At 73.2% G+C, this 22627-nt stretch carries 20 protein-coding genes and 1 tRNA gene; 7 read left to right on the top strand and 14 right to left on the bottom strand.

The annotated features are described in order from the left end of the window. Positions 1-920: 920 nt before the first annotated feature. Entirely contained in the window at positions 921-1112 is a 192-nt protein-coding gene (locus tag ACZ61C_RS25790; RefSeq protein WP_465310389.1) for a hypothetical protein, read from the bottom strand. A 254-nt stretch (positions 1113-1366) separates the two neighbouring features. Between ACZ61C_RS25790 and ACZ61C_RS25785 the strand changes: the two genes are divergently transcribed. Then, positions 1367-4186, top strand: a complete 2820-nt coding sequence (locus ACZ61C_RS25785) for a helix-turn-helix transcriptional regulator (RefSeq protein ID WP_465310388.1) — start codon at positions 1367-1369, stop codon at positions 4184-4186. Here the strand turns inward: ACZ61C_RS25785 and ACZ61C_RS25780 are convergent. From ACZ61C_RS25780 to fae, 7 genes are read right to left on the bottom strand one after another with little or no spacing between them, the layout of a single operon-like run. Then, positions 4103-4417 carry a DUF6328 family protein gene (locus tag ACZ61C_RS25780; RefSeq protein ID WP_465310387.1) on the bottom strand — a complete coding sequence of 105 codons (315 nt, stop codon included), beginning with the start codon at positions 4415-4417 and terminating at the stop codon, positions 4103-4105. The two genes, ACZ61C_RS25785 and ACZ61C_RS25780, sit on opposite strands and share 84 nt — an antisense overlap. After that, positions 4414-4554, bottom strand: coding sequence for a DUF6328 family protein (locus ACZ61C_RS25775; RefSeq protein WP_465310386.1), 141 nt, complete (start codon positions 4552-4554; stop codon positions 4414-4416). The genes ACZ61C_RS25780 and ACZ61C_RS25775 overlap by 4 nt, the downstream gene beginning before the upstream one ends. 28 nt (positions 4555-4582) lie before the next feature. Further along, positions 4583-5719 carry an iron-containing alcohol dehydrogenase family protein gene (locus ACZ61C_RS25770; protein WP_465310385.1) on the bottom strand — a complete coding sequence of 379 codons (1137 nt, stop codon included), beginning with the start codon at positions 5717-5719 and terminating at the stop codon, positions 4583-4585. A 14-nt stretch (positions 5720-5733) separates the two neighbouring features. After that, a complete protein-coding gene (locus ACZ61C_RS25765; protein ID WP_465310384.1) occupies positions 5734-6660 on the bottom strand; it encodes an NAD(P)-dependent oxidoreductase in 927 nt (308 codons plus the stop codon). A 1-nt stretch (position 6661) separates the two neighbouring features. Beyond that, positions 6662-8152 carry an aldehyde dehydrogenase family protein gene (locus ACZ61C_RS25760; protein ID WP_465310383.1) on the bottom strand — a complete coding sequence of 497 codons (1491 nt, stop codon included), beginning with the start codon at positions 8150-8152 and terminating at the stop codon, positions 6662-6664. Then, on the bottom strand, positions 8140-9249 hold the full coding sequence (locus tag ACZ61C_RS25755) for a mandelate racemase/muconate lactonizing enzyme family protein (RefSeq protein WP_465310382.1): 1110 nt from the start codon (positions 9247-9249) through the stop codon (positions 8140-8142). Before ACZ61C_RS25755 ends, ACZ61C_RS25760 begins: the two co-directional genes overlap by 13 nt. Next, positions 9246-9800: a formaldehyde-activating enzyme gene (fae, locus tag ACZ61C_RS25750; protein ID WP_465310381.1), complete on the bottom strand. Its 555-nt coding sequence runs from the start codon at positions 9798-9800 to the stop codon at positions 9246-9248. Before fae ends, ACZ61C_RS25755 begins: the two co-directional genes overlap by 4 nt. 135 nt (positions 9801-9935) lie before the next feature. Here fae and ACZ61C_RS25745 point away from each other — a divergent pair, with 135 nt between their 5' ends. The 4 genes from ACZ61C_RS25745 (at position 9936) to ACZ61C_RS25730 (ending at position 12668) form a co-directional block, all read left to right on the top strand. Continuing rightward, complete coding sequence (locus ACZ61C_RS25745; RefSeq protein WP_465310380.1) at positions 9936-10724, top strand: IclR family transcriptional regulator; 789 nt, start codon at positions 9936-9938, stop codon at positions 10722-10724. Positions 10725-10817: 93 nt separating this feature from the next. After that, positions 10818-11681: an SAM-dependent methyltransferase gene (locus ACZ61C_RS25740; protein ID WP_465310379.1), complete on the top strand. Its 864-nt coding sequence runs from the start codon at positions 10818-10820 to the stop codon at positions 11679-11681. Positions 11682-11744: 63 nt separating this feature from the next. After that, positions 11745-12200: a VOC family protein gene (locus tag ACZ61C_RS25735; protein ID WP_465310378.1), complete on the top strand. Its 456-nt coding sequence runs from the start codon at positions 11745-11747 to the stop codon at positions 12198-12200. Between the two features lie 333 nt (positions 12201-12533). Further along, positions 12534-12668, top strand: coding sequence for a hypothetical protein (locus ACZ61C_RS25730; RefSeq protein ID WP_465310377.1), 135 nt, complete (start codon positions 12534-12536; stop codon positions 12666-12668). Between the two features lie 16 nt (positions 12669-12684). Here ACZ61C_RS25730 and nrfD read toward each other — a convergent pair whose 3' ends face one another. The 6 genes from nrfD to ACZ61C_RS25700 form a co-directional block, all read right to left on the bottom strand. After that, positions 12685-13605, bottom strand: coding sequence for an NrfD/PsrC family molybdoenzyme membrane anchor subunit (gene nrfD / locus ACZ61C_RS25725; RefSeq protein ID WP_465310376.1), 921 nt, complete (start codon positions 13603-13605; stop codon positions 12685-12687). After that, a complete protein-coding gene (locus tag ACZ61C_RS25720; protein WP_465310375.1) occupies positions 13602-14429 on the bottom strand; it encodes a 4Fe-4S dicluster domain-containing protein in 828 nt (275 codons plus the stop codon). The genes nrfD and ACZ61C_RS25720 overlap by 4 nt, the downstream gene beginning before the upstream one ends. Continuing rightward, entirely contained in the window at positions 14422-17634 is a 3213-nt protein-coding gene (fdh, locus tag ACZ61C_RS25715) for a formate dehydrogenase (RefSeq protein WP_465310374.1), read from the bottom strand. Before fdh ends, ACZ61C_RS25720 begins: the two co-directional genes overlap by 8 nt. Positions 17635-17658: 24 nt before the next feature. Continuing rightward, on the bottom strand, positions 17659-19377 hold the full coding sequence (selB, locus tag ACZ61C_RS25710) for a selenocysteine-specific translation elongation factor (RefSeq protein ID WP_465310373.1): 1719 nt from the start codon (positions 19375-19377) through the stop codon (positions 17659-17661). After that, complete coding sequence (gene selA, locus ACZ61C_RS25705; RefSeq protein ID WP_465310372.1) at positions 19368-20651, bottom strand: L-seryl-tRNA(Sec) selenium transferase; 1284 nt, start codon at positions 20649-20651, stop codon at positions 19368-19370. The genes selB and selA overlap by 10 nt, the downstream gene beginning before the upstream one ends. After that, positions 20651-20745 (bottom strand) — tRNA-Sec (locus ACZ61C_RS25700). Before ACZ61C_RS25700 ends, selA begins: the two co-directional genes overlap by 1 nt. Positions 20746-20799: 54 nt before the next feature. Here ACZ61C_RS25700 and selD point away from each other — a divergent pair. Then, positions 20800-21792 (top strand): selenide, water dikinase SelD, encoded by a 993-nt coding sequence (gene selD, locus ACZ61C_RS25695; protein ID WP_465310371.1) that lies wholly within the window; start codon positions 20800-20802, stop codon positions 21790-21792. A gap of 53 nt (positions 21793-21845) precedes the next feature. Beyond that, on the top strand, positions 21846-22256 hold the full coding sequence (locus tag ACZ61C_RS25690; RefSeq protein WP_465310370.1) for a hypothetical protein: 411 nt from the start codon (positions 21846-21848) through the stop codon (positions 22254-22256). Positions 22257-22627 lie beyond the last annotated feature (371 nt).

The raw sequence follows: 22627 nt of genomic DNA, 5'->3' as shown, positions 1-22627 counted from the left end.
GAACACCGTCAGCAGCGCGTCACGGACTAGTGTCATGGCGACGCTCAAACTCTGTGCCGCGGCGGGGGGAACCCCCCCCCCCCCCCCCCCCCCCCCCCCACCCACCACCCCCCCCCCCCCCCCCCCCCCCCCCCCCCCCCCCCCCCCCCCCCCCAGGCCCGCTTTGGGGGACGAGTGCGGCGCCGGGTTTGTTTGGGGATGGCCGCGCTGCCGCCGGGGACCGGGCTAGCCGCACGCGGGACTGAGGGCAGACCACGCGAGCGAAGGACATCCGGCCTCCACCGCACGAGAGGCTGAAGGCGGACGCCGCTCAGCCTCCGACACCCGTGAGGGACTGAAGGCAGACCGCGCCGGCGCAAGCGAAGCGATGAACACTCGGCCTCCGCCGCACGCGACATAAGGAAGACCGGTGCCTGCCGCACGCAGAGCGAAGCGCTCCGCGCACACGAGGGCCGGAGATCCAGTCTCACCGCCTGCGAAGGGCTAGGGCGCCACGCCGCCGCACGCGAAGTGAAGGCCCCTCGGCCGCGAACGCAGGGCCAGAGATACACCCCTCACCCCTCGCGAAGAGCCAGGGGCACCAACACGCCGCCGCACGCGGAGCGAAGGCATCGCCGCCGCTGGCCGAGTGAAAACCCCTCCGCCGCACGCGCAGGGCAGCAGGCCCGGCCCACCCCGCGAAGCGCCCGAGGCACAACCGCCCCACCACACCCGATGCGAAGGGCCCACCACCCCACCACCCGCGAAACAAGCGAAAACCACCCTCGCCACCCACGAAACGAAGGCCACTCAAGGTCCACAAAACCCACCCCGTCAAGATCTCAAACCCGCCGGACACACAACAACGGCCGCAACCAGAATTGGTTGCGGCCGCAGGGTTTCCGATTGTCCGTCCGCCGGGGAGTTGCGGACGAAGTCCCTTAGTTGTATCCCATTTCGTCGGGCGAAACGCCGTTGTACCCCATTTCGTCCGGGCTGACGACGGTGACGACCGGTCTGGTGCTCGGGCCGCTGGTGGCGGCGGACGCCGTGGTGGCGCCGAGGACAGCCGCAGCTGCGAGGATGTTCAGCACGGCCGCGGCGCCGAGGGCGACCGCGCGGTGAACCCGCATCATTCCTCCGGGTGGTCAATCGTACGAGACTGACTTTTCGGGCTGGGCGACGATTGCAGAACAGCCCTAACCGGAGACGAATGGCCGGTTAATGGACCACCAACGCCAGGAGGACAGCGAGCCCTGGAACAGTTTTACGAACACCAGACCAAATGGATGTTTACCGGAAGGAAATCACCGGCGACCAACCCACGGGTCGGTCGCCCCGCGTACACCTCTTGTTAAACAAGAGTTTCCCTTCTATTATCGTCTGTGTGCACGCGCTCACGGACGGTGCTGAGCTTCTGGTCGGCCGGGACGGCGAGCTGTCCCGGCTGGCAGGCTGGGTCCATGACGTGGCCGCCGGGCGCGGGCGGGCGGTCCTCGTGGACGGCGAACCGGGCATCGGCAAGTCCGCACTCGTGCGCGCCGGCTGTGCTCTCGCCGCCGAGGCCGGGTGCCAGGTCTACCAGGGCGCCGGCGACGAGCTCGGCCAAGACCTCCCCCTTCTTCCCCTGCTGGACGCCCTGCGCATCAGCGCGGCCGCGCCGGACCCGCGGCGGGGCGCCATCGCCGGGCTGCTGCGCGGGGAATCGGCCGCCGGCAAGAGCGTCGACCTCGCCGCCGCGGCCGCCGAGCAGCTGCACGCCCTGGTCGAAGAGCTCTGCCAGACCGGGCCCGTCGTGCTCGTGGTCGACGAACTGCACTGGGCCGACCGGACGACGGTCGCGACCTGGAGCCGGCTCGCCCGCTCGGTGCGGCAGCTCCCCCTGCTCCTCATCGGCGTGCTGCGCCCAGTGCCCCGCCGCGACGACCTGCGGGCGCTGCGCCGGATCGTCGAGCCCGCCGAACGCCTGCGCGTCGGCAGGCTCCCCGAAGCCGCGGTGCTCGAACTGGTCGCGACGCTGGCCGGCGGCAAGCCGGGCGCGCGGCTGGAAGAGCTGGCCGACGGCGCGGCCGGCAACCCGTTGTACCTCGCCGAACTGCTCGGCGCGCTGACCCGGGGCTCGTGCCTGGCCGTCGACGAAGCCGGGATCGCCGAGCTGACCGGCGGGCCCGCGCCGGACTCGCTGCCCGAGGCGATCGCCGACCGGCTGGGCTTCCTGGCCGAACCGGCCCGGACCGTGCTGCGGGCCGCGGCGTTGCTCGGGGCCGGCTTCTCGGTCGCGGACCTGGCGACCGTGTCGGGCGCCCGGCTGCCCGACCTGCTGCCCGCGCTCGACGACGCGCGCGACGCCGGCGTGCTGGTGGCGGCCGGGGAAGACCTGGCCTTCCGGCACCAGCTGATCCGCACCGCCCTCTACGACGAAATGCCCGTCGCGGTCCGGATCGCCTGGCACGGGTCCGCCGCGCGGGCGCTGGCCGAGGCCGGCGCCCCGGTCGAGCGGGTGGCCCGGCAGCTGCTGCCCACGGTGTCCACAAAGGACGGAACCGAGCCGGTGCCGGACTGGGTGGTGGGCTGGCTGCTCCGCGCGGCCGCGCCGCTGATCGGCCAGGCGCCCGCCGTCGCCGTCACGCTGCTGCGGCGGGCGTTGCGGGACGTCGCGCCCGGCGACACCACGATCGCGGTGCTGGCCGGCCGGCTGGCCGACGCGCTCTACCGCGTCGGCGACATCGCCGAGGCCGAGCGGGTCGCCTGCCGCGCGCTCGCCCGGGCGACCGACCCCGACCTGCTCGTCGACCTGCACACGACGGTGACGCAGTGCCGCGGGATGACCGGGCGCTCCGCCGAATCCCTCACCGCGCTCAAGGAAGCCGTGACCGAGCCGGGCCTCGAAGCCCGGCACCGGGCCCGGCTGCTCGTGCTCACCGCGCGCACGCACCGGGACCTCGGCGAGGTCGACACCGCCGCCCGCGTCGCCGCCGCCGCGCTGGCCGAAGCCGGCGAAGACCGCTGGGCCAACGGGTGGGCGCTGCACGTGCTCAGCCTCGTCGCGATGATGCGCGGCGAGTGGACAACCGCGCTGCCGCTGTTCGACCGCGCGATGGCCACCGCCCACGGTGATCCGGCGCTGCTCGACCTCGGGCTGCTGCTGCGCATCAACCAGGCCGTGACCCTCGGCGCGCTCGACCGCTACCCGGAAGCCCTCGCCGCCGCCGCCCGGGCGCGCGAGCTGGCCGACCGCACCGGCAGTGTCGTGCGGCTGACGCAGGTGCAGAGCGCGCTCGGCCAGCTGCTGCTCGGCAGCGGCCGGTGGGACGACGCGCTGGCCGAGGTCGACGTCGTCCCGGACGACCTCAAGGACCCGAGCGTGGCCTGCTGCGACCACGGCGTCGCGGCGATCATCCACTTCCACCGCGGTGAAGCGGCCGCGGCGCGGCGGCACCTCGACGTCGCGGCGCCGTTCTCGGAACGCATCGGCGGCCGCGTGGTGGAAACCCTGGCCCGCGCGCGCAGTCTCGACTTCGAACAGGCCGGCGCGACGGCTGACGCGCTCGCGGCGCTGACCGCCGGCCTGACCGGCGAAGACGAAGGTGAGGACCTGCTCGGCGACGCCGCCCGCCTCGCCGTCGCGAGTGAAGACGAAGGCATCGCTGCCGGCATCGAAGCGCGGGCTCGCGCGCTCCTCGCCGGTTCCGCCCTGCCGCACCGCAGCGCCTTGGCCCAGTACTGCGCCGGCCTGGTCCACCGGGACGCGGCGACCCTGCTGCAGGCCGCCGACGGCTACCGCGACGCCAGCCGCCCGCTCCCCCGCGCCAAAGCACTGGAAGCCGCCGCGGTCGCGTTCGCCGAGGCCGGCGACCGCGGTTCCGCGCGGGCCGCGTTCACCCACGCCCTCGACCTCTACACGGAACTGGGCGCGCAGTGGGACGTAGCGAGGCTGCGCGCGCGGTTCCGGGCGTTCGGCATCCGGCGCGGCCCGACGGTGAAGCACCGCCAGGTCACGCACGGCTGGGACAGCCTGACCCCGACCGAGGGCAAGATCGCCGGGCTGGTCGTCGAAGGCCTGTCGAACCCCCAGATCGCGGCCCGGCTGTTCCTGTCCCCGCGTACGGTCGCCACCCACGTCTCACACGTCCTGACCAAGCTCGGTGTGCACTCCCGCATCGACATCGCCCGGGAAGCGGCCCGCCACCAGTCCGCGTCCGGCTGAGAAGGGCCGAGACTCAGGCCCCGCTCCGGGACCGGCTCCACGACGTACCACCACAACCCGAACCAGCCCATCGCCCCGGCGGTGATCCAGCCGGCGTGCAGCCTGCACGAGCTGCCGCTGGAAAACGAGGCGGGGGAAGGCTGCCGGCGCGATCAGCAACGCGTTGGCCGCGGCCCCGAGGACGAGCGCGCCGACGTAGGCGTTCCGTTCGAACCTGCGCAGCGTCGTCAACCGCGGGTAACGGCAGCGGTCAGCAGGAACGCGAGCAGCAGCTGCACACCCGTCTGCGCCACCCGCACCTCTTGCAGGATTTCGGCGTAGTTGCGGTCCAGCCGTGGGGGGTCTCCCGGCGCGAGGGACGGGTCCATCGGTCGACCGACGGATCTTGGAAGCCGATCAGTAGACGCCGTGCAGCAGCTCGGTCACCTCGGCCTCCGACGGCGGGCGCGGCGCGTTCTTGGTGACGGCGTCGGCGACCGCGGCCGCCGCGATCGCCGGGAGGTCGTCCCGGGTGACGCCGAGCTCGCGCAGCGGGCGCTTGATCTCGATCGCGCCCGAGATCTCCCGGACCGCTTCGATCGCCGCGTCGCTCCAGCCGGCCGCCGGGGTGACGTGCAGCGCGCGGGCGGTCGCCTCATAAGCCGCTTCGGCGGCCGGGGCGCTGAACGCCATGACCTCCTCGAGGACCGCGGCGAGCGCAACCCCGTGCGGGGTGCCGGTATGCGCTGTCACCGCGTGCCCGATGCCGTGGACCAGCCCGAGCCCGGACAGCGTCAGCGCGTGGCCGGCCAGGTGCGCGCCGAGCATCAGCCCGGCGCGCGCTTCGAGGTCACCGCCGTCGCGGTAGGCCACCGGCAGCCAGCGCCCGACCAGGCTGACCGCCTGGGCGGCGTAGGCCGCGGAAAACGGGGTCGAGCCCAGCGAGGCGAGCGACTCGATCCCGTGCACGAGCGCGTCGAGGCCGGTGGCGGCGGTGCCCCGCGCGGGCAGGCCGAGGGTGAGCTCCGGGTCCAGCACGGCGATCCGCGGCTTCACCGACGAGTGTCCGATGTAGACCTTCCGGCGCGCGCAGACGTCTTCGGTGACACCAAAACCGTTGGTCTCGGCCCCGGTGCCCGCCGTGGTGGGCACGGCGATCAGCGGCAAGCCCGGCTCGGCCTCCCACAACCGGTCCGCGTCCGCCGCGGCCGCGCCCGGGTTCCTCGCGAGCAGCGAGATGCCCTTCGCCGCGTCGAGCGCCGAGCCGCCGCCGAGGGCGAGCACGGCGGCATCGCCGAACTGGCGCAGTCGGGCGGCGCCGCGGTCGAGCTCGGCCGTCGACGGGTTCGGGCCGACGTCCTCGTGGACGCCGTGCTCGAGCCCGGCGGCCGCCAGGATCTTCTCGACCCGCCCGACGATCCCGGTGGCCCGCAGGCCGCGGTCGGTGACGACGAAGACCCGGCTCCGGCCCAATGCTGCGACGAAGCCCGGCAGCTCGGCGACCACACCCGGGCCGAACTCGGTGCGGCCGGTCGGCTCGACGGTAAGGCGCACGGCGACTCTTCCCTTCAGGCGGCCGGGACGGCGGGGTCGAGCGGGTCGGGCAGCCGGAAGTCCGCGCCCGCCCACGATTCGTAGAGCCGGACCGGGCTCATCTCGCCCGCGCGGTCGCCGTAGACCGCCTTGGCCCGCCGGAAGACCTGCTCGACGAGCGCGGACAGCTCGGCCGGCACCCCGACGTCGCGGGCGAGGTCCACGGCGAGGCCGAGGTCCTTGCACGCCAGCACCATCGCGAAGGAGTCGTCGTAGTCGCCGTCGACCAGCACCGACAGCACGTCCCGCTCCAGGAAGTGCGACGCGGCGGGGCTGGCCAGCAGCGCCGAGCGCAGCACGCCGAGGTCGACCCCGGCCTTCACGCCCATCGCGAGGACTTCGGACGTCGCGACGACGTGGGCGAACCACAGCAGGTTGATCATCAGCTTGACGGTGTACCCGTGGCCGGCCGCGCCGACGTGGAGGATCTTCTCGGGATCGCCGAGCACCTCCAGCAGCGGCAAGGCGGCGCGGAAGTCCCCCGCGTCACCGCCGACGAAGATCTGCAGGGTCCCCGCTTCGGCGCCGCGGGCCATGCCGCTCACCGGGGCGTCGAGCCGGCGCACCCCACGGCCGTCCAGAACCTCCTCCGCCACCCGGCGGGCCACCGCGGGGGTCGAGGTGGACATGTCGATCCAGAGCGCGCCCGGCGCTAGCGCCTCGGCCGCGCCGCCGCGCAGGAGGACGTCCTCGACCACGCGCGGGGTCGGGAGCATCGTGACGAGCACGTCCGCGTCCACCGCGCAGGTGGCGGGGTCGTCCACCCAGCGCGCGCCGAGGTTCAGGTGTTCCAGCGCCGCTTCCGAGCGGACGTCGTGGACCGTGACGTCGTGGCCGGCGAGGATCAGGTGGCGGGCCATGGGCGCGCCCATCGCGCCGAGGCCGATGAATCCGATCTTCATGCTAAGTCTCCGGAAGGTCGAGCCAGGTGGTCTTCAGGGCGGTGTAGGCGTCGATCGCGTGCAGCGACTTGTCGCGACCGGCGCCGGTCGCCTTGAAGCCGCCGAAGGGGGTGATCACGTCGCTGGCGTCGAAGGTGTTGATCCACACCGTGCCGGCGCGCAACCGGCGCGCGACGCGGTGAGCCGTCGTGACGTCGCGCGTCCAGACCGACGCCACCAGACCGAAGTCCGTGTCGTTGGCCAGCCGGACGCCTTCTTCCGGCGTGCCGTCGTAGGTCTGCACCGCGAGCACCGGCCCGAAGACCTCCTCGCGCGCGATCGTCGAGCCCGGCCGGACGTCGTCGACGATGGTGGGTTCGAGGTGCAGGCCGTCGCGGTTGCCGCCGAGCACGATCGTCCCGCCCTCCTCGCGGGCGGTGTCGAGGTAGCCGAGGACGCGGTCGAGCTGGACGTCGTCGACGAGCGGGCCGAACACCGTCGCCGGGTCGAGCGGGTCGCCGATCCGGAAGGTCTCCCCGGTGAGCTTGACGATCTCGGTGAGCAGCTCGTCCTTGAGCGCGGCCGGCACGACCAGCCGCGAACCGGCGTTGCAGGTCTGGCCGGCGTTGTAGAAGATGCCCCACGCGACCGCGGACGCCGCGGCGGAGAGATCGGCATCGGGCAGCACCAGCTGCGGCGACTTGCCGCCCGCCTCGACCGCGACCTGCTTGCCGTTGGACTCCCCGGCGTAGACCTGGAAGAGCCGCGCGACCTCGGCCGAGCCGGTGAAGGCGATCTTGTCCACGTCAGGGTGCCGCCCGAGCGCCTGGCCGGCGACCTCGCCGCGGCCGGGCACGACGTTGAGGACACCGTCGGGCAGCCCGGCCTCGCTCGCCAGCCGGGCCAGCAGCAGCGACGCCAGCGACGTCTGTTCGGCGGGCTTGAGCACCACCGAGTTGCCGGTGGCCAGCGCCGGGCCGAGCTTCCACGACGCGATCAGCAGCGCGTAGTTCCACGGCACCACCGCGCCGACGACCCCGAGGGGCTCCCGCGTGACCCAGGCCAGCGCGTTTCCCGGCGTGGGCGCGACTTCGTCGTAGGTCTTGTCGATCGTCTCGGCGTACCAGGCGATCGTCTCGGCCGCCTTGGCGACGTCGACGCGCTGGGATTCGCTGATCGGCTTGCCCATCTCGAGCGTGTCGAGCAGCGCGAGCTCGGCGGTGTTCGCCGTGATCGCGTCGGCCCAGCGCAGCAGGATCCGCTTGCGCTCACGGGGCGGGAGCTCGCGCCAGCGGCCGTCGTCGAAGGACTCGCGGGCCGCGCGCACGGCGCGGTCGACGTCCTCGGCGCTGCCGGCCGGCAGGTGGGCGAGCACCCGGCCGTCACGCGGGGACACGCTCGGGAACGTTCCGTCCGAAGTGGACTCGACGAACCGGCCGCCGATGAACGGTCTCGTCTCGGGGGTCAGCCGGCCCGCCGCCGCCACCCAGTCCTGGTGGGTCAGATCCGCCACCGCCGCACCGCCTCCTCGTCCAGTTCGATCCCGAGCCCCGGCCGCCGGGGCACTTCCAGCTCCCCCGCCGGGGTGATCATCAGGGGCTCGGCAAGCATGAAGTCGCGACGCTCCGGTGTCCACCCCGGCGGGTCCCAGGGGAACTCGAAGAACGGGCCGCCGCCGACCCCGGCCGCCACGTGCAGGTTGGCCAGCACGCCGATGCCGTTGGTCCAGCTGTGCGGGGTGAACGCGCGGTGCTTCAGCTGCGCGAGCTCGGCCAGCGTCCGGGCCCGGTGCATGCCGACCGCGAGCACGACGTCCATCTGGTAGACGTCGAGCACGTCGTCTTCGAGGTAGCGCAGCAGCTCCGGCACGGAGTGGTGCATCTCCCCCGCCGCGATCCGCACGCCCGGGTTCTCCGCGCGGAGAGTCTTGAAGCCCGCGACATCGGCGTAGGGCAACGGTTCTTCGACCCAGAAGACGTCCAGCTCGGCCAGCCGCCGCACCAGCTTCCGGGTCTGCGCCAGGTCGGCCGCGGGAGCCGTGTCCCCGGCCATCCGCCAGGACTGGTTGAGGTCGACCATGATCTCGAAGCCCGGGCCGAGCGCGTCGCGCACCGCGGCGACCGCGGCCACCCCGGCGTCGGCGTGGTCGCGGTCGATCCGGATCTTCATCGCGCGGAACCCGGCTTCCCGGGCCCGCAGCGCGGTCTCGACCCGCTCCTCCGGCGGCTTGAGCTCGGCTGAAGACGCGTAGGCGGGCACCGAGCGGGCCGAGTTCCCGAACAGTGTCGCCACCGGCAGGCCGGCGACCTGGCCGATGATGTCCCAGAGCGCGACCTCCAGCGGCCAGAAGCAGCCGCCGTGGAAGTTGGCCGTCTCGATCGCCTTGACGTGCCGGACGATGTCGAGCGGGTCCTCACCGAGGAACAGGTGCTCGACGGCGGCGAAGCCGGCCATGGTGTCGCCGGAGCCGATGCCGGTGACGCCTTCGTCGGTGTGCACGCGCACGATCGTGGCGTCGAAGTGCCGGCGCGGGTCCGGGTCCCAGGCCGCGTTCAGCGGCGGGTCGAGCTCCAGGCGCAGCCGGTCGAGGGTGATGGCCGTGATCTTCACCGGGCCACCGCCGGCTCGGTCCGGCGCAGGACGTCCGGATCCGGGGTGTAGAAGGGGTTCGCGGCGCCGGCCCGGGCGGCGTCGAGGACGTCGGTGACGTGCGGGGTGCCGAGCACCGCGGCGCGGATCGCCCGGGCCGCGGCGAGCCGCTGGTTCGCGAACGCCTCGTCGAGGTCGTCCACGGCGGGGTTGACCCAGATCGCGGCGATCAGCAGCAGGTCGCCGGTCTCCCGGGCGGGCAGGTCCCCGGCCTCGACGGCATCGGTGACGCCCTGGGCGAGCCCGGCCTGGGCGGCGCCCCAGGTGGCGCGCTGGTGCAGGTCGGTGCCGGCCGCCGCCTTGGGCACGAACAACGTCGGCGGCTGCACCGGCACGGAGGGCCGCAGCACGGTCACGAACGGCACGTGGCCCGCGCTCGGCGTCGCGAGCGCGGTCGCCCACGCGGCTTCCACCGGACCGCCGCGTCGCCCCAGCACGACGTTCGTGTGGGCGGCGTTGGCGCCTTCGCCGACGAAGGCCTCGCCGACGAGGGCGGTGGACGCGAAAGTCATGGGGTGCTCCAGATCGCGGGGAGTGCGGCCGGAATCGACGGTAAGAGCGCCCCGAAACGGCGGGCAAGGGACGGCCGGAGATTGCAACCGGGGTTGCGCTGGCGCCAACCACACGGCGTGGTTAGTTTCGGTCCGGTGCACACCCCGGACGACGCCGCCCGGCAGCAGGGCCACGGCCTGCGCCGCGACCTCGGCCTGCTGGAGGCGCTCGCCTCTCCCGAGGCCCAGCGGGCCGGCGAGCTGGGCGTGGTCCGGCTCGCCCAGCTCACCGGCCGGGAGAAGAGCCAGGTTTCGCGTGCGCTCAAGGCGTTGGCCGAAGAGGGCGTGGTCGAACGCGACCCGGACACGCTCGGCTACCGGCTCGGCTGGCGGCTGTTCTCCCTCGTCGCCCGAACGGTGGAAGACCGGCTGGCCCGCGCCGCCGAGCCGGTGATGCGCGAGCTGTCGGCCGACCTCGAGGAGACCAGCCACCTCTGCGTGCTGCGCGACCAGGAGGTCCTGACGCTGCTGTCGGTGTCCGGGCATTCGTTCCGCGTCCACGGCTGGGAAGGCCGCGGAGTCCCGGCGCACTGCACGTCGGCCGGGCGGGTCCTGCTGCTCGACGCGACCCCGGACGAGCTGTACGTCCGGTTCCCGGCGCAGGCGCAGCTGCTGCCCGAGCTGTGGGCGAAGATCGGTCAGTGCCGCCGGGACGGTTACGCGCGGGTTTACGAGGAGTTCGAGGAGGGTCTGGTCGGGGTCTCGGCGCCGATCCGCGACTTCCGCGGCCGGGTGGTGGCGGCGGTGAACATCTCGGCGCCGACGTCGAGACTCGGCTCGGACCTGGACGCGGCGGGCCGCACGACGGCCAAGGCGGCCGCCCGCGTGTCGGCCCACCTCGGCTGGGAGGGCCCGAACCCGCCGCCGGCCGCCCACCTCACCTGAGCCATCCGCCAGAGTGCGGTATCACGCTCACGGACCGCACGCGCGCCGTCGCTCGATGCCATCCTGGAGGCAAGATCGACGGAAGGGGCACGGGTGACCACCACGGACCGGGACTGGGACATCGTCACCGGCGTCGGCTTGACCGCGCTGGCCGTCGCCGCCGCGCGGGCGATCGACACCGCGTCGCCGGACGGCTCGGTCGACGACCCGTTCGCCGCGGCCTTCGTGCGGGCCGCCGACCCGCCGCGGCCGCTGCCGACCGCCCCCGTCGCCGACGAGGTGTGGACGGCGATGGCCGCCTACATGGGCCTGCGGTCGCGGTTCTTCGACGAGGTGGTGACCGGCTCCGCGGCTGCGCAGGTGGTGATCCTCGCCGCCGGGCTCGACGCGCGGGCGTACCGGCTCGACCTGGCCGGCCGCGACGTCTACGAGGTCGACCGGCCACAGGTGCTGGCGTTCAAGCAGCGCGTCCTGGACGACCTCGGGGCCCGGCCGCGCGGCCGCCGGCACGCGGTGGCGGCCGACCTGCGCGAAGACTGGCCCGCCGCACTCGAAGCGGCCGGCTTCGACCCGGCCCGCCCGGCGGTGTGGCTGGCCGAAGGCCTGCTGCCGTACCTGCCCGGGCCGGCCGAGGAAGCGCTGTTCGAGACCGTCCACGCCCGCTCGGCCGCCGGGAGCCGGATCGGCGTCGAGCGGCTGACGAACGGCGACGCCACGGGCATGGAACGCAGCCTGCGCGAGTTCGACGCCACCGGGCGCATGGGCATCGAGGTCGACAACCTGCTCGCGACGGGTCCGCGGCGCAACCCGGTGGAGTGGTTGCACGAGCAGGGCTGGCGCACCGGCGTCGAGACGATGGACGCGCTCGCGGCCCGGTTCGGCCGTCCGCTGCCGGAGGGTCTGCGCGTCACCTTGCCGGAGGCGGAACTGATCACCGCCGACCTGGTCGAGGACTGAGGCTGTCCGCTTTTGCTGCCAAAGTGGACCGGGTCAGCGTCCCCCAGCCCCAGGGAGCACCCGATGAGCCGACAGGTCCAGGTCACGTTCGACGCGCACGACCCGCGAGCGCTGTCCACGTTCTGGCGCGACGTCCTGGACTACGAACACCCGGCCCCACCCGGCGTGCCCGCGGGCGGCGACCCGCTCGCCGCGTGGGACGAGTTCCTCGCGCGCATCGGCGTGCCGGAGGACCAGCGCAACTCGCGGTCCGCGATCGAAGACCCGGACGGCGAAGGGCCGCGGTTGTTCTTCCAGCAGGTCCCGGAGGACAAGACGGCGAAGAACCGCGTCCACCTCGACGTCCGGGCGGCCCCGGGTCTGCAGGGCGAGCAGCGGATGGCGGCCCTCGAGGCGGAGTGCGAACGCCTGGTCGCCCTCGGCGCGTCACGGGTGCGCCGGTTCGAGCCCGAGCCCCCGCTCAGCGGCGGGTTCATCGTGATGACCGACCCGGAAGGCAACGAGTTCTGCCTGGACTGACTACCCGAAAAGTGGCTGTCCGGTCCCGGGCCGCTGGGCAGGCTGCCGGAGAAAGCGTTCTCCGGGTGGCGGACGTGGCAGCGGTTCGGACCACAGTGGACACTCACGCGGCGGATCCCGCGGCACCGGCCGCGGGCGGCGTCACCGCGTGGCTGACCGGCCTGCCCAGCTCGGGCAAGTCGACCGTCGCGCGGGGCGCCACCGAGCGGCTGCGGCCGGGCGTTCGGTGGAGGTCCGGGCTTCGGCCGGGCCGACCGTGGGGAGAACCGCCGCCGGCACGCATGAAGAGCCAGCACATGGCACCGGCCAAGCGCTAGAACCGGCACCTGCCAGGTGGTGATCATCGCCGGCGAGGCCGACCCGTCGTTCCTGGTGTCCCACGAACTGTCCCTGGCCGAGGCGGCGGAGGGCTACGACAAGTTCGACCGCCGCGAGGACGGCTGGGCCAAGGTCCTCCTGCGTCCGTGACAAGCGCGGCGACCCCTCACAAAGCCCGTCGATCAAGCCGTTCCCGTTGCGGCACGACGACGTACTTGGGATCCCTGGCCGACTCGACGCCGGCCGCGTAGACCCCGAACCTGGTGCACAGGCCCGCCGCCAGGTACGCCGCTCCCGCCACCGCACCCGCCGTGCGGTGGCGGCCGGCGGCCAGGGACAAGGCAGCTCCCGCCGCAGTGAGTGCCTTGGCCGCCGTCAGCAGCTTCCCGGCCCGGCCGGTCCGGTACGGCTCGGAAGCGAGGCCCAGCCCGGTCTCCAGCCGGTGCTCCGCCGTCAGTTCGGCCATCGCGCCGAGCAGTCCCGCACGCACCGCCGGAGCATTTCTCGTTCTCGGGACAGCCAGCAAAGCCGCGCCGGCCGCGCTCGTCATGGCGCTGCCCGCGAACAGCACCGGCAGCGTGCCGTGAGCTTCGTGCCACGACGGCGTCGCCGTGTCCGCGAGCAGCACCGCCGTGTACGTGCACATCGCCGGCCCCAGCAGACCCGCGGCCGCTCCCGCCAGGCGGCCGATGCGCGGCAGGACCCCGGTCAGCTCCGAGAACGCTGCCACCGCGGCAAGCCCGGAGAACGGCGACAGGATCCACGATCCGACCGACAGCGGCGACGTCGGCTTGACCACGCGCAGCATGTGCAAGAACCGCGTCGGCTTCCCCAGGTCGTGGATCAGCGCGACGACGCTCGCCAAAGATCCCCCCGAGGCCACCAGCCGGCCCACGCGCGCCAGCTCCGGACGACCGGTGACATCGGCCAGCGCCGCCATCGACGCCGACGCCCCGGCCGCGCCACCGAGGAACAGGTACAGCGGCACGTCCGGCTGCTTCCAGGCCGGCTCCTTGAGGATCGGCCGCCCGTAGTAGGAGCGGAACTCGGCGGGCTCGACCATCGCCCGTTCACGGCGGGGGCTCATCGGCGCCGTCCCAGGAACGACACGACCAGCGCCGCGGCGACTCCGGCCGCCGTCGTCGCGGCACGCTTCCACATCGCGGGGAGGTCGGCGGTCGTCACGACCGGGTCCGGCGGGAAGCCGTAGACCTCGGGTTCGTCCAGCAACAGGAAGAACGCGCCGTCACCGCCGACACCGTCGTCGGGGTCGTGGCCGTAGAGACGCGCTTCCGGCACGCCGGTTTCGTGCAACGTCTCGACTCGGGCCGCGGCGCGCTCGCGCAGTTCGTCCAGTTCGCCGAACTGGATCGAGTCGGTCGGGCACGCTTTCGCGCACGCGGGTTCCAGCCCGGCGCCGAGCCGGTCGTAGCAGAGGGTGCACTTGAACGCGCGGCCGTCGCTCTCGCGCTTCTCGATGACGCCGTAAGGACAGGCGGGAACGCAGTAGCCGCAGCCGTTGCAGATGTCCTGCTGAACGACAACGGTGTCGAACTCGGTGCGGAACAGCGCACCGGTCGGGCAGACGTCGAGGCACGCGGCGTGCGTGCAGTGCTTGCAGACATCGCTGGACATCAGCCAGCGCACGCCCGGGTCTTCCTGCTCGGGCGCGCCGACCGTGGGCATCCCCAGCTCCACAGCGGGCTTGGGCTGCTCGATGAAGGCGACGTGCCGCCAGGTGTTCGAGCCGAGGTCGCCGGTGTTGTCATAGGACATCCCGAGCAGATCGAGCCCGCCGGCTTCGGGGACGTCGTTCCATTCCTTGCAGGCGACCTCGCACGCCTTGCAGCCGATGCAGACCGACGTGTCGGTGAAGAACCCCATCCGGGGCTGGGTGCCGTACTCAGCCATCGGCTCGCCTCCGGTACTCGGCCACGAACTCGGGCAGGGCGGCGCCGCGCGGACGGCGTCCCGGCCGGATGTCGCAGGTGGCCGCCTTGGACTCCTGGATGTGCACGTTCGGGTCCAGCACGATCGAGAGCAGGTCGTTGGCCGCGTCACCGCGCGAGAGCCCGTTCGGACCCCAGTGGTAGGGCAGGCCGACCTGGTGGATCGTCCGGCCCCGGACCTTCAGCGGCTTGATCCGCTCGGTGACGAGCACGCGCGCCTCGATCGCCGTGCGGGCCGAGACGATGGTCGCCCAGCCGAGGTGCTCCAGACCGCGTTCGGCGGCCAGCGCGGGGGAGACTTCGCAGAAGAACTCCGGCTGCAGCTCGGACAGGTGCGACAGGGTCCGGCTCATCCCGCCCGCGGTGTGGTGCTCGGTGAGCCGGTAGGTGGTGAAGACGTACGGGTAAACCGGGCTGCGCGCCGGGTTGTAGGAGTTCGACGCGCTGTCCAAGGTCTGCCGGGTGGGTGACTCCTGCTGCCCGTAGAGCGCATTGCCGACCGGGCTCTCGAACGGCTCATAGTGCGTGGGCAGCGGCCCGTCGGCCAGCCCGGCCGGGACGTAGAGCCAGGCCTTCCCGTCGGTCTGCATGATGAAGGGGTCGCCGCCGCCCAGGGCGTCCTGCGCCTTCGCCCCCTCCTCCGGGACGTAGCCGGGTGCCTTGGTGGGCTCGAAGTCCGGGACGTCGGGGCCGACCCACTTGCTCTGCTCGGCGTCCCAGGAGATCAGCTTCTTCCGTTCGCTCCACGGCTTTCCGTCCGGATCGGCCGACGCGCGGTTGTAGAGGATCCGCCGGTTGGCCGGCCATGCCCAAGCCCAGCCGTTGGCGACCCAGTCCTGTTCGGACCCGGGTCGCCGGTTCGCCGCGTGGTTGTGGCCGTCGGCGCGGACGCCGCAGTAGATCCAGCAGCCGCACGCGGTCGAGCCGTCGTCCTTCAGCTCGGTGTAGGCCGACAGCGGGCCGTCGGGGCCGTGGCCGTTGATCTCGGCGAGCACGGACTCCGCGCTCGGGTCGTCGGTCGGGCCTTCGACCGGGTAGCTCCAGGTCAGGTCGCGGATCGGCGCGTCCCGCGGGTCGTCGCCGACGCGTTCCCGGATGATCCGGCCCAGGTGGTAGTAGAACCAGAGGTCGGACCGCGCGTCGCCGGGCGGCTCGACGGCCTTGTGGTGCCACTGCAGGAGCCGCTGGGTGTTGGTGAAGCTGCCGTCCTTCTCGGTGTGCGCGGCGGCGGGCAAGAAGAAGACCTCGGTGCCGATCTCCGCGGACTTCAGCTCGCCCGTCTCGATCTCCGGGCCGTCCTTCCAGAACGTCGCGCTCTCGATCAGCTGCAGGTCGCGCACGACGAGCCAGTCGAGGTTGGCCAGGCCGAGCCGCTGGAACTTGCCGTTGGCCGAGCCGACCGCCGGGTTCTCCCCCACCAGGAAGTAGCCCTTGCACTCCCCCTCGATCTGCTTCTGCACGGTCGCGTACGTCCCGTGGTCGCCGGTCAGACGCGGCAGGTAGCCGAACCCGAAGTCGTTGTGCGGCTGGGCATTATCGCCCCAATATGCCTTCAGCAGGCTGACGACGTAGGAGCGCATGTTGCCCCAGAAGCCGGTCTTGCCGGCATCGGCCTCGACGAACGAGTCGAGGTCGAGGTGCTGGTGGGCGTGCGGCATCGGGATGTAGCCGGGCAGGAGGTTGAACAGCGTCGGGATGTCGGTGGAGCCCTGGATGCTGGCGTGCCCGCGCAGCGCGAGGATGCCGCCACCGGGGCGGCCGATGTTGCCCAGGAGCGTCTGCAGGATCGACGCGGTACGGATGTACTGCGCGCCGACCGTGTGGTGGGTCCAGCCGACCGAGTACACCCACGCCGTGGTCCGCTCACGCCCGGAGTTGGCGGTGATCGCCTCGGCGATCTCGGCGAACTGCTCGACCGACAGCCCGCAGACGTCGGCGACCAGCTCGGGTGTGTAGCGCGCGAAGTGGCGCTTGAGCACCTGGAAGACGCACCGCGGGTGCTGCAGCGTCTCGTCGGTCTTCGGCTTGGCGCCGATCGACGCGCCGCCGCTGCCGTAGGATTCCGCGCGCGCCGACTCCTGGTGCTTCTCCCCGCCGTGGTGCCCACCGGGTTGCTCCGGCTCACCGGACCCGGCCGCCGGGCTCGCGTCGGCGCCCTCGTAGGCCCAGGTGGCGATGTCGTACTGACGCTTCTCCGGGTCGAAGCCGGAGAACAGGCCGTCGAGGTCCTCGGTGTCGGCGAACTCCTCGGTCAGGATCGCCGAGGCGTTCGTGTACGCCAGGACGTACTCACGGAAGTCCAAGTCGTGGTCGAGGACGTACTTGATCAGCCCGCCGAGGAACGCGATGTCGGTTCCGGCGCGCAGCGCCGCGTGGACGTGCGAGACCGCGCTGGTGCGGGTGAACCGCGGGTCGACGTGGATGATCTTCGCGCCGCGGGCCTTCGCCTCCATCACCCACTGGAACCCGACCGGGTGGCACTCGGCCATGTTCGAACCCTGGATGACGATGCAGTCGGCGTTGGCGAGGTCCTGCTGGAACGTCGTGGCGCCCCCACGACCGAAGGAGGTCCCCAGACCGGGAACCGTGGCGGAGTGTCAAATCCGGGCCTGGTTCTCGATCTGGATCGCGCCGAGCGCGGTGTAGAGCTTCTTCATCAGGTAGTTCTCTTCGTTGTCCAGGGTCGCGCCGCCCAGGCTGGCGAAGCCGAGCGTGCGGTTGAGCTTGCGACCCTGGTCGTCGGCGTCCTGCCACGTCTCGTCGCGCGTCTTCAGGACGCGGTCGGCGATCATGTCCATCGCCGTCTCGAGCGGCAGGCGCTCCCAGTCGGCGCCGTACGGGCGCCGGTAGAGGACTTCGGTGACGCGGCTCGGGCTGGTCACGAGCTGCTTGCTGGCCGAGCCCTTCGGGCAGAGCCGGCCGCGGGAGATGGGCGAGTCCGGGTCACCCTCGATCTGTGTGACGCGGCCGTCCTTGACGTACACCTTCTGGCCGCAGCCGACCGCGCAATACGGACAGACCGAGCGCACAACGTGGTCCGCGTCTTCCGTGCGCGCGTGCCATTTTTCCGAACCGTCCGATTTGGCCGCCTGACCGCGGCCGAGTGGGTCGGGACCGGTCAGCTGCCGGTACACCGGCCAGCCTTTGATCCACCGCCGCATGCCCACACCGCAACGGTAGCTCGCGAGCGGTCACTCCGCGATCCGGCGAGTGCCGTCACCGAGCGGTTCCGTCAGCCCAGCCGCGTCGAAGGCTTCGAGGAGCGGGATCATCACCCGGCGCGTACTGCCCAGCGCTTGTCCGGCCTCCGACACCGTAAACGGTTTTCCCAGATCGGCCAGCACTTTCACGGCGCGTTCGCGTGCGTCCGGGCCCAGCACGACTCCGTCGGCGACCGCACTGAGCCGGCCCAGCCGGACGGCGGCGGCGAGTTCCCGCTTGCCCAAGCCCAGTGCGCGCAGGTCGTCCGCTTCCGGCGCGCGGAACGGATGCTCGGCGAACCCTTCGGTGAGCACGGCGACCGCGCGCTCGACCTCGGCGGTCAGCCCGGCACCAGGCCGCCGGACGAGCCCGCCCTCCGCGATCAGGTCTTCACTCAGGACGGCCGGGACGAGGTCTGCGGCGGGCAGGCCGAGCCGCTGCCGGAGGGCGTCGAGGGGCATTCCGGCAGCGATCGGGTGCTCGCGCGTCCACCCGGCCACGACGGCCGGGACCTGGCCGCGCAGCTCGGCGAGGCGGGCGGGGTCGGCGTGCCAGTCGCCGAGCCGCTCGCCCACCTCCGGGAGCCCGAGTGCGTGAAAGTCGTTGTGGCGCAAGAAACCCTCGCGGCGCAGAAGGTCCCACCCCGGTTCCGGCGTGGTCAGCTGCTCGCCGCGGGCGCGCGCGGCACCACGGCGGGACAGCGACGGCGGGCGGACGTCCAGGACGTCGAACCCGGCGGGGATCCGGTGCTCGCCCGGATCGCGCAGCAGGCCGCGGTCTCCCACGCGCAGGGGCAACGGCGTCGCGAGCAGCAGCCGCGCGGTGTCCGGCCCGAGCGGCCGGATCCGGACGGGCACAGCGGCGGAACCCACGTGCAGCACGAGGTGGCGGTGCAGCTCCGCCGCGCCGCGCAGCCGGACGTCGAGTTCGGACGTCGTGCGCCACGCGCCGGGCGTCAGCAGGGCGTCGCCGCGCTCGGCCGCGTCACGGGCGATGCCCCGCAGGTTGACCGCGACCCGGGCCACGGCGGCGACGCTCTCGTGCGGTTCGCCGAGGGCCTGCAGCCCGCGGACCTGGACGCGGGTCCCGCCGAGGACCAGCTCGTCGCCGACGCGGAGGGTCCCGGCACCGAGCGTCCCGGTGACGACCGTGCCCGCGCCCCTGATCGTGAAGGTGCGGTCGATCCAGAGCCGTACGTCCGCAGCCGGATCGGGCGCGGGCAGGCGGCCGGCCAGCTCGGCCAGGTGAGCGCGCACTTCTTCGAGTCCGGTGGTGCTGCCGGTGCTCACCGCGGGCACCTCGCCGAGCGAGGTCCCGGCGAGCTCGGCCAGCGCCGCCGCCGTCGCCGCGGCCGGGTCCACGCGGTCGCTCTTGGTGACGACCAGCAGGCCGTGCCGGACGCCGAACGCGTCCAGCGCGGCCAGGTGCTCCGCGGACTGGGGCATCCAGCCCTCGTCGGCCGCGACGACGAACAGCACGGCCGGCACCGGACCGATCCCGGCCAGCATGTTCGGCACGAACCGCTGGTGCCCGGGGACGTCGACGAACGCGATCTCCTCGCCGCCGAGGCGCGTCCAGGCGAAGCCGAGGTCGAGGGTCAGCCCACGGCGGCGTTCTTCGGCCCACCGGTCCGGTTCCATCCCGGTGAGCCGCCGGATCAGCGTGGACTTCCCGTGGTCGACGTGGCCCGCCGTGGCGATCACCCGCATCGGCGGACGGCCTCCCGCAGCGTCACATCGTCGGCCGGGCGGACCGTCCGCAGGTCGAGCAGGCACCGGTCGCCCACGATCCGGCCGACGACCGCGGGCTCGCCCAGCCGCAACGCCACCGCGTACCGGGTGGGCAAGGCCACCGCCGCGCTCGGCAGGTCGACGCCGGGCGCACCCCCGCCGCCGACGACCGCCGTGGACGCCACCGCCTCGGCGTCGACCCCGGCAGACCGCAGGGACGCGGCCAGGGCTTCGGCCCGCGTCCGCAGCTCGGCGACGTCGGTGTCGAGAGCCGCGCGCACCGGCGGTTCCGGCCCGCGCAGGGTGGCTTCGAGCGCGGCCAGCGTCAGCTTGTCGACGCGCAGGGCCCGGGCCGCGGGGTGCCGCCGCAGCCGTTCGATCAGGTCGGCGTTGCCGAACAGAAGTCCGGCCTGCGGGCCACCGAGCAGCTTGTCCGCGCTCGCGGTGACGACGGCCGCGCCGTCGGCCAGGGCGGTCGCGACGTCCGGCTCGTCCGGGAGCAGGGGGTGCGGCGCGAGCAGCCCGGACCCGACGTCGGCGACCACCGGCACGCCGAGCCCGGCCAGCTCGCCGATCGTGGCCTCCGCGGTGAAGCCGGAAACGCGGTAGTTCGATGGGTGGACCTTCAGCACGAAGCCGGTCTCCGGACCGATCGCCGCCGCGTAGTCGCCCACGGTCGTCCGGTTGGTCGTGCCGACTTCGCGCAGCCGGGCACCGGTCGAGGCGAGCAGGTCGGGGATGCGGAAGCCGTCGCCGATCTCGACCAGCTCGCCGCGGCCGACCACGATCTCCTTGCCCTGCGCCAACGTCAGTGCGCAGAGCAGCAGCGCGGCGGCGTTGTTGTTGACCACGTGCACTGCACTCGGGACCGCGTCCGACAGCGCGGCCAGCACGCCACGACCGCGTTTCGCCCGTTCCCCGGTCTCGAGGTCGAACTCGACGTCGGTGGAACCGCCCGCGGCCACGACGGCGTCCAGCGCGGCCGGGGACAGCGGGGCGCGGCCGAGGTTGGTGTGGACGAGGACGCCGGTCGCGTTGAGCACGGGCCGCAGTGACGACACTGTGGAGGGCAGCCGGGCCAGGACCTCGTCAACGACCTCGCCGGGCCCGATTTCGCCGGCCCGGGCCCGCTGCTGCGCCGCTACGACCAGCGCCTTCACCAGATCACGCCCGAGGGTCTGCGCGGCTTTGGCCACGCGGGGCTCGGCGAGGAGGGTGTCGGTGCGCGGGATCGCCCGCCGCGGGTCAGTCATGGCGGAGGCGGACGGGAATCGAACCCGCCAGCGGCAGGACCTGCCGCTCAACGGTTTTGAAGACCGCGCCGGCCACCAGGCCGGGTACGCCTCCTTGCACCATCCCGCCATCCTGCCAAGCTCGCGTGACCCGCGCACCATGGACCGCATGAGCGTCCGGCTGACCCAGTACGCCCACGGCGGCGGCTGCGCCTGCAAGATCCCGCCCGGCGAGCTGGAGGACGTCGTCCGCGGCCTCACCGGCGTCGCACCCGCGAACCCCGCGGGTGAGCTGCTCGTCGGCCTCGACGACGGCGACGACGCGGCCGCGGTCCGGCTCGTCGGCGGTGTCGCGCTGATCCTGACCACGGACTTCTTCACCCCGGTCGTCGACGGCCCGTACGACTGGGGCCGGATCGCCGCGGTGAACGCGCTGTCCGACGTCTACGCCATGGGCGGCACACCCGTGGTCGCGGTGAACCTGCTCGGCTGGCCGCGCGAGGTCCTGCCGTTCGAGCTGGCCGCCGAGGTCCTGCGCGGCGGGTTGGACGTCTGCGGCGAGGCCGGGTGCCACCTCGCGGGCGGGCACAGCGTCGACGACCCGGAACCCAAGTACGGCCTGGCGGTCACCGGCACCGCCGACCCGGACCGGTTGCTGCGCAACGACGCCGGCCGCGCAGGCGTGCCGCTGACGTTGACGAAGCCGCTCGGGATCGGCGTGCTGAACTCCCGACACAAGGCCACCGGCGACCGGTTCGAGCAGGCGATCGCCACGATGACGACGCTCAACCGCGACGCCTCGCTGGCCGCGCTGGCAGCCGGGGCGACGTGCGCGACCGATGTCACCGGCTTCGGGTTGCTGGGCCACCTCCACAAGCTCGCGCGCGCCAGCGGCGTCACCGCGCGGATCGACCCGGCGGCTGTGCCCTACCTCGACGGCGCCCGGGAGGCGCTGCGCGACGGCTACGTCAGCGGCGGAACGCGGCGCAACCTCGACTGGGTCCGCCCGCACGCCGACCTGTCCCGGCTCACCGAGGACGACGCGCTGTTGCTGGCGGACGCCCAGACCTCTGGCGGCCTCCTCGTCGCGGGCGAACTGCCCGGCCACCCGGTGATCGGCGAACTGGTCACCCGCGGCGAGCACACGATCGTCGCAGGCTGACGCGTTTGCCCTGGCCGTCCGCGGGTTATCCGCAAGCGGAAGTGAGGGGTCGCATGAGCCAGTCCGAAGACGCGGTCACGGTCGTCCGGCACCGGCTGCACGCCGCCTTCGCCGGGCCTGGGTGGCTGCAGCCCTGGCTCGACCGCCACAGCGGGCTGGACCTCGACGCGGCCGGGCTGCGCGTCCGCCTCAGGCCCTGGCTCGTCTCGACGCCGCTGGCCAACCTCGCCGACGTCGAGGTCAGCGGGCCCTTCCACCCGTTGCGTGCGCTCGGTATCCGGCTGTCGTTGGCCGATCGCGGCCTGACGTTCGGCACCAACTCGGCCCGCGGGGTCTGCGTGCGGTTCCGCGAACCCGTCCCCGGCATCGAGCCGTCCGGGCTGCTGCGCCACCCGTCGCTGACCGCGACCGTCGCGGAGCCGGAGGTGGTCGCCGCAGCCATCGCCAAGGTGATCGCCGGTTGACGCGCCGACTGAGCGGGTAGCTCCGGAACCGGAGGTGGCTGATGCGGGCGACAGCCGAGATCGTGGTCTGGTGGCTCGCGCTGACCGGGCTGTGGGTGCTGACCCTGGCCACGCCGTCGGCGCCCGAGCTGGTCGCGGCCGCGGTGGCCGCCGTTCCCGCCGCGGCCGCGGCGTACTTCGCCCGCCGGGCGATGCGCGGCTCCTGGCGACTGCGGGCGGACTGGCTCAGGTGGTGGGCCGAGGTGCCCGGGGGGGGGGGGGGGGGGGAAAAAGCCCCCCCCCCCCCCCCCCCCCCGGCCCCTCCCCCCCCCCCGGTTACGGGAGGGGCCCCGCGTTGAGAACACAACACAGGGAAACAAACACAACCCCCC

This window comes from Amycolatopsis sp. NPDC104587, assembly GCF_055583645.1.
Note: the sequence above shows the minus strand (reverse complement) of the source record. Positions and strands in the feature narration are given on the sequence as shown.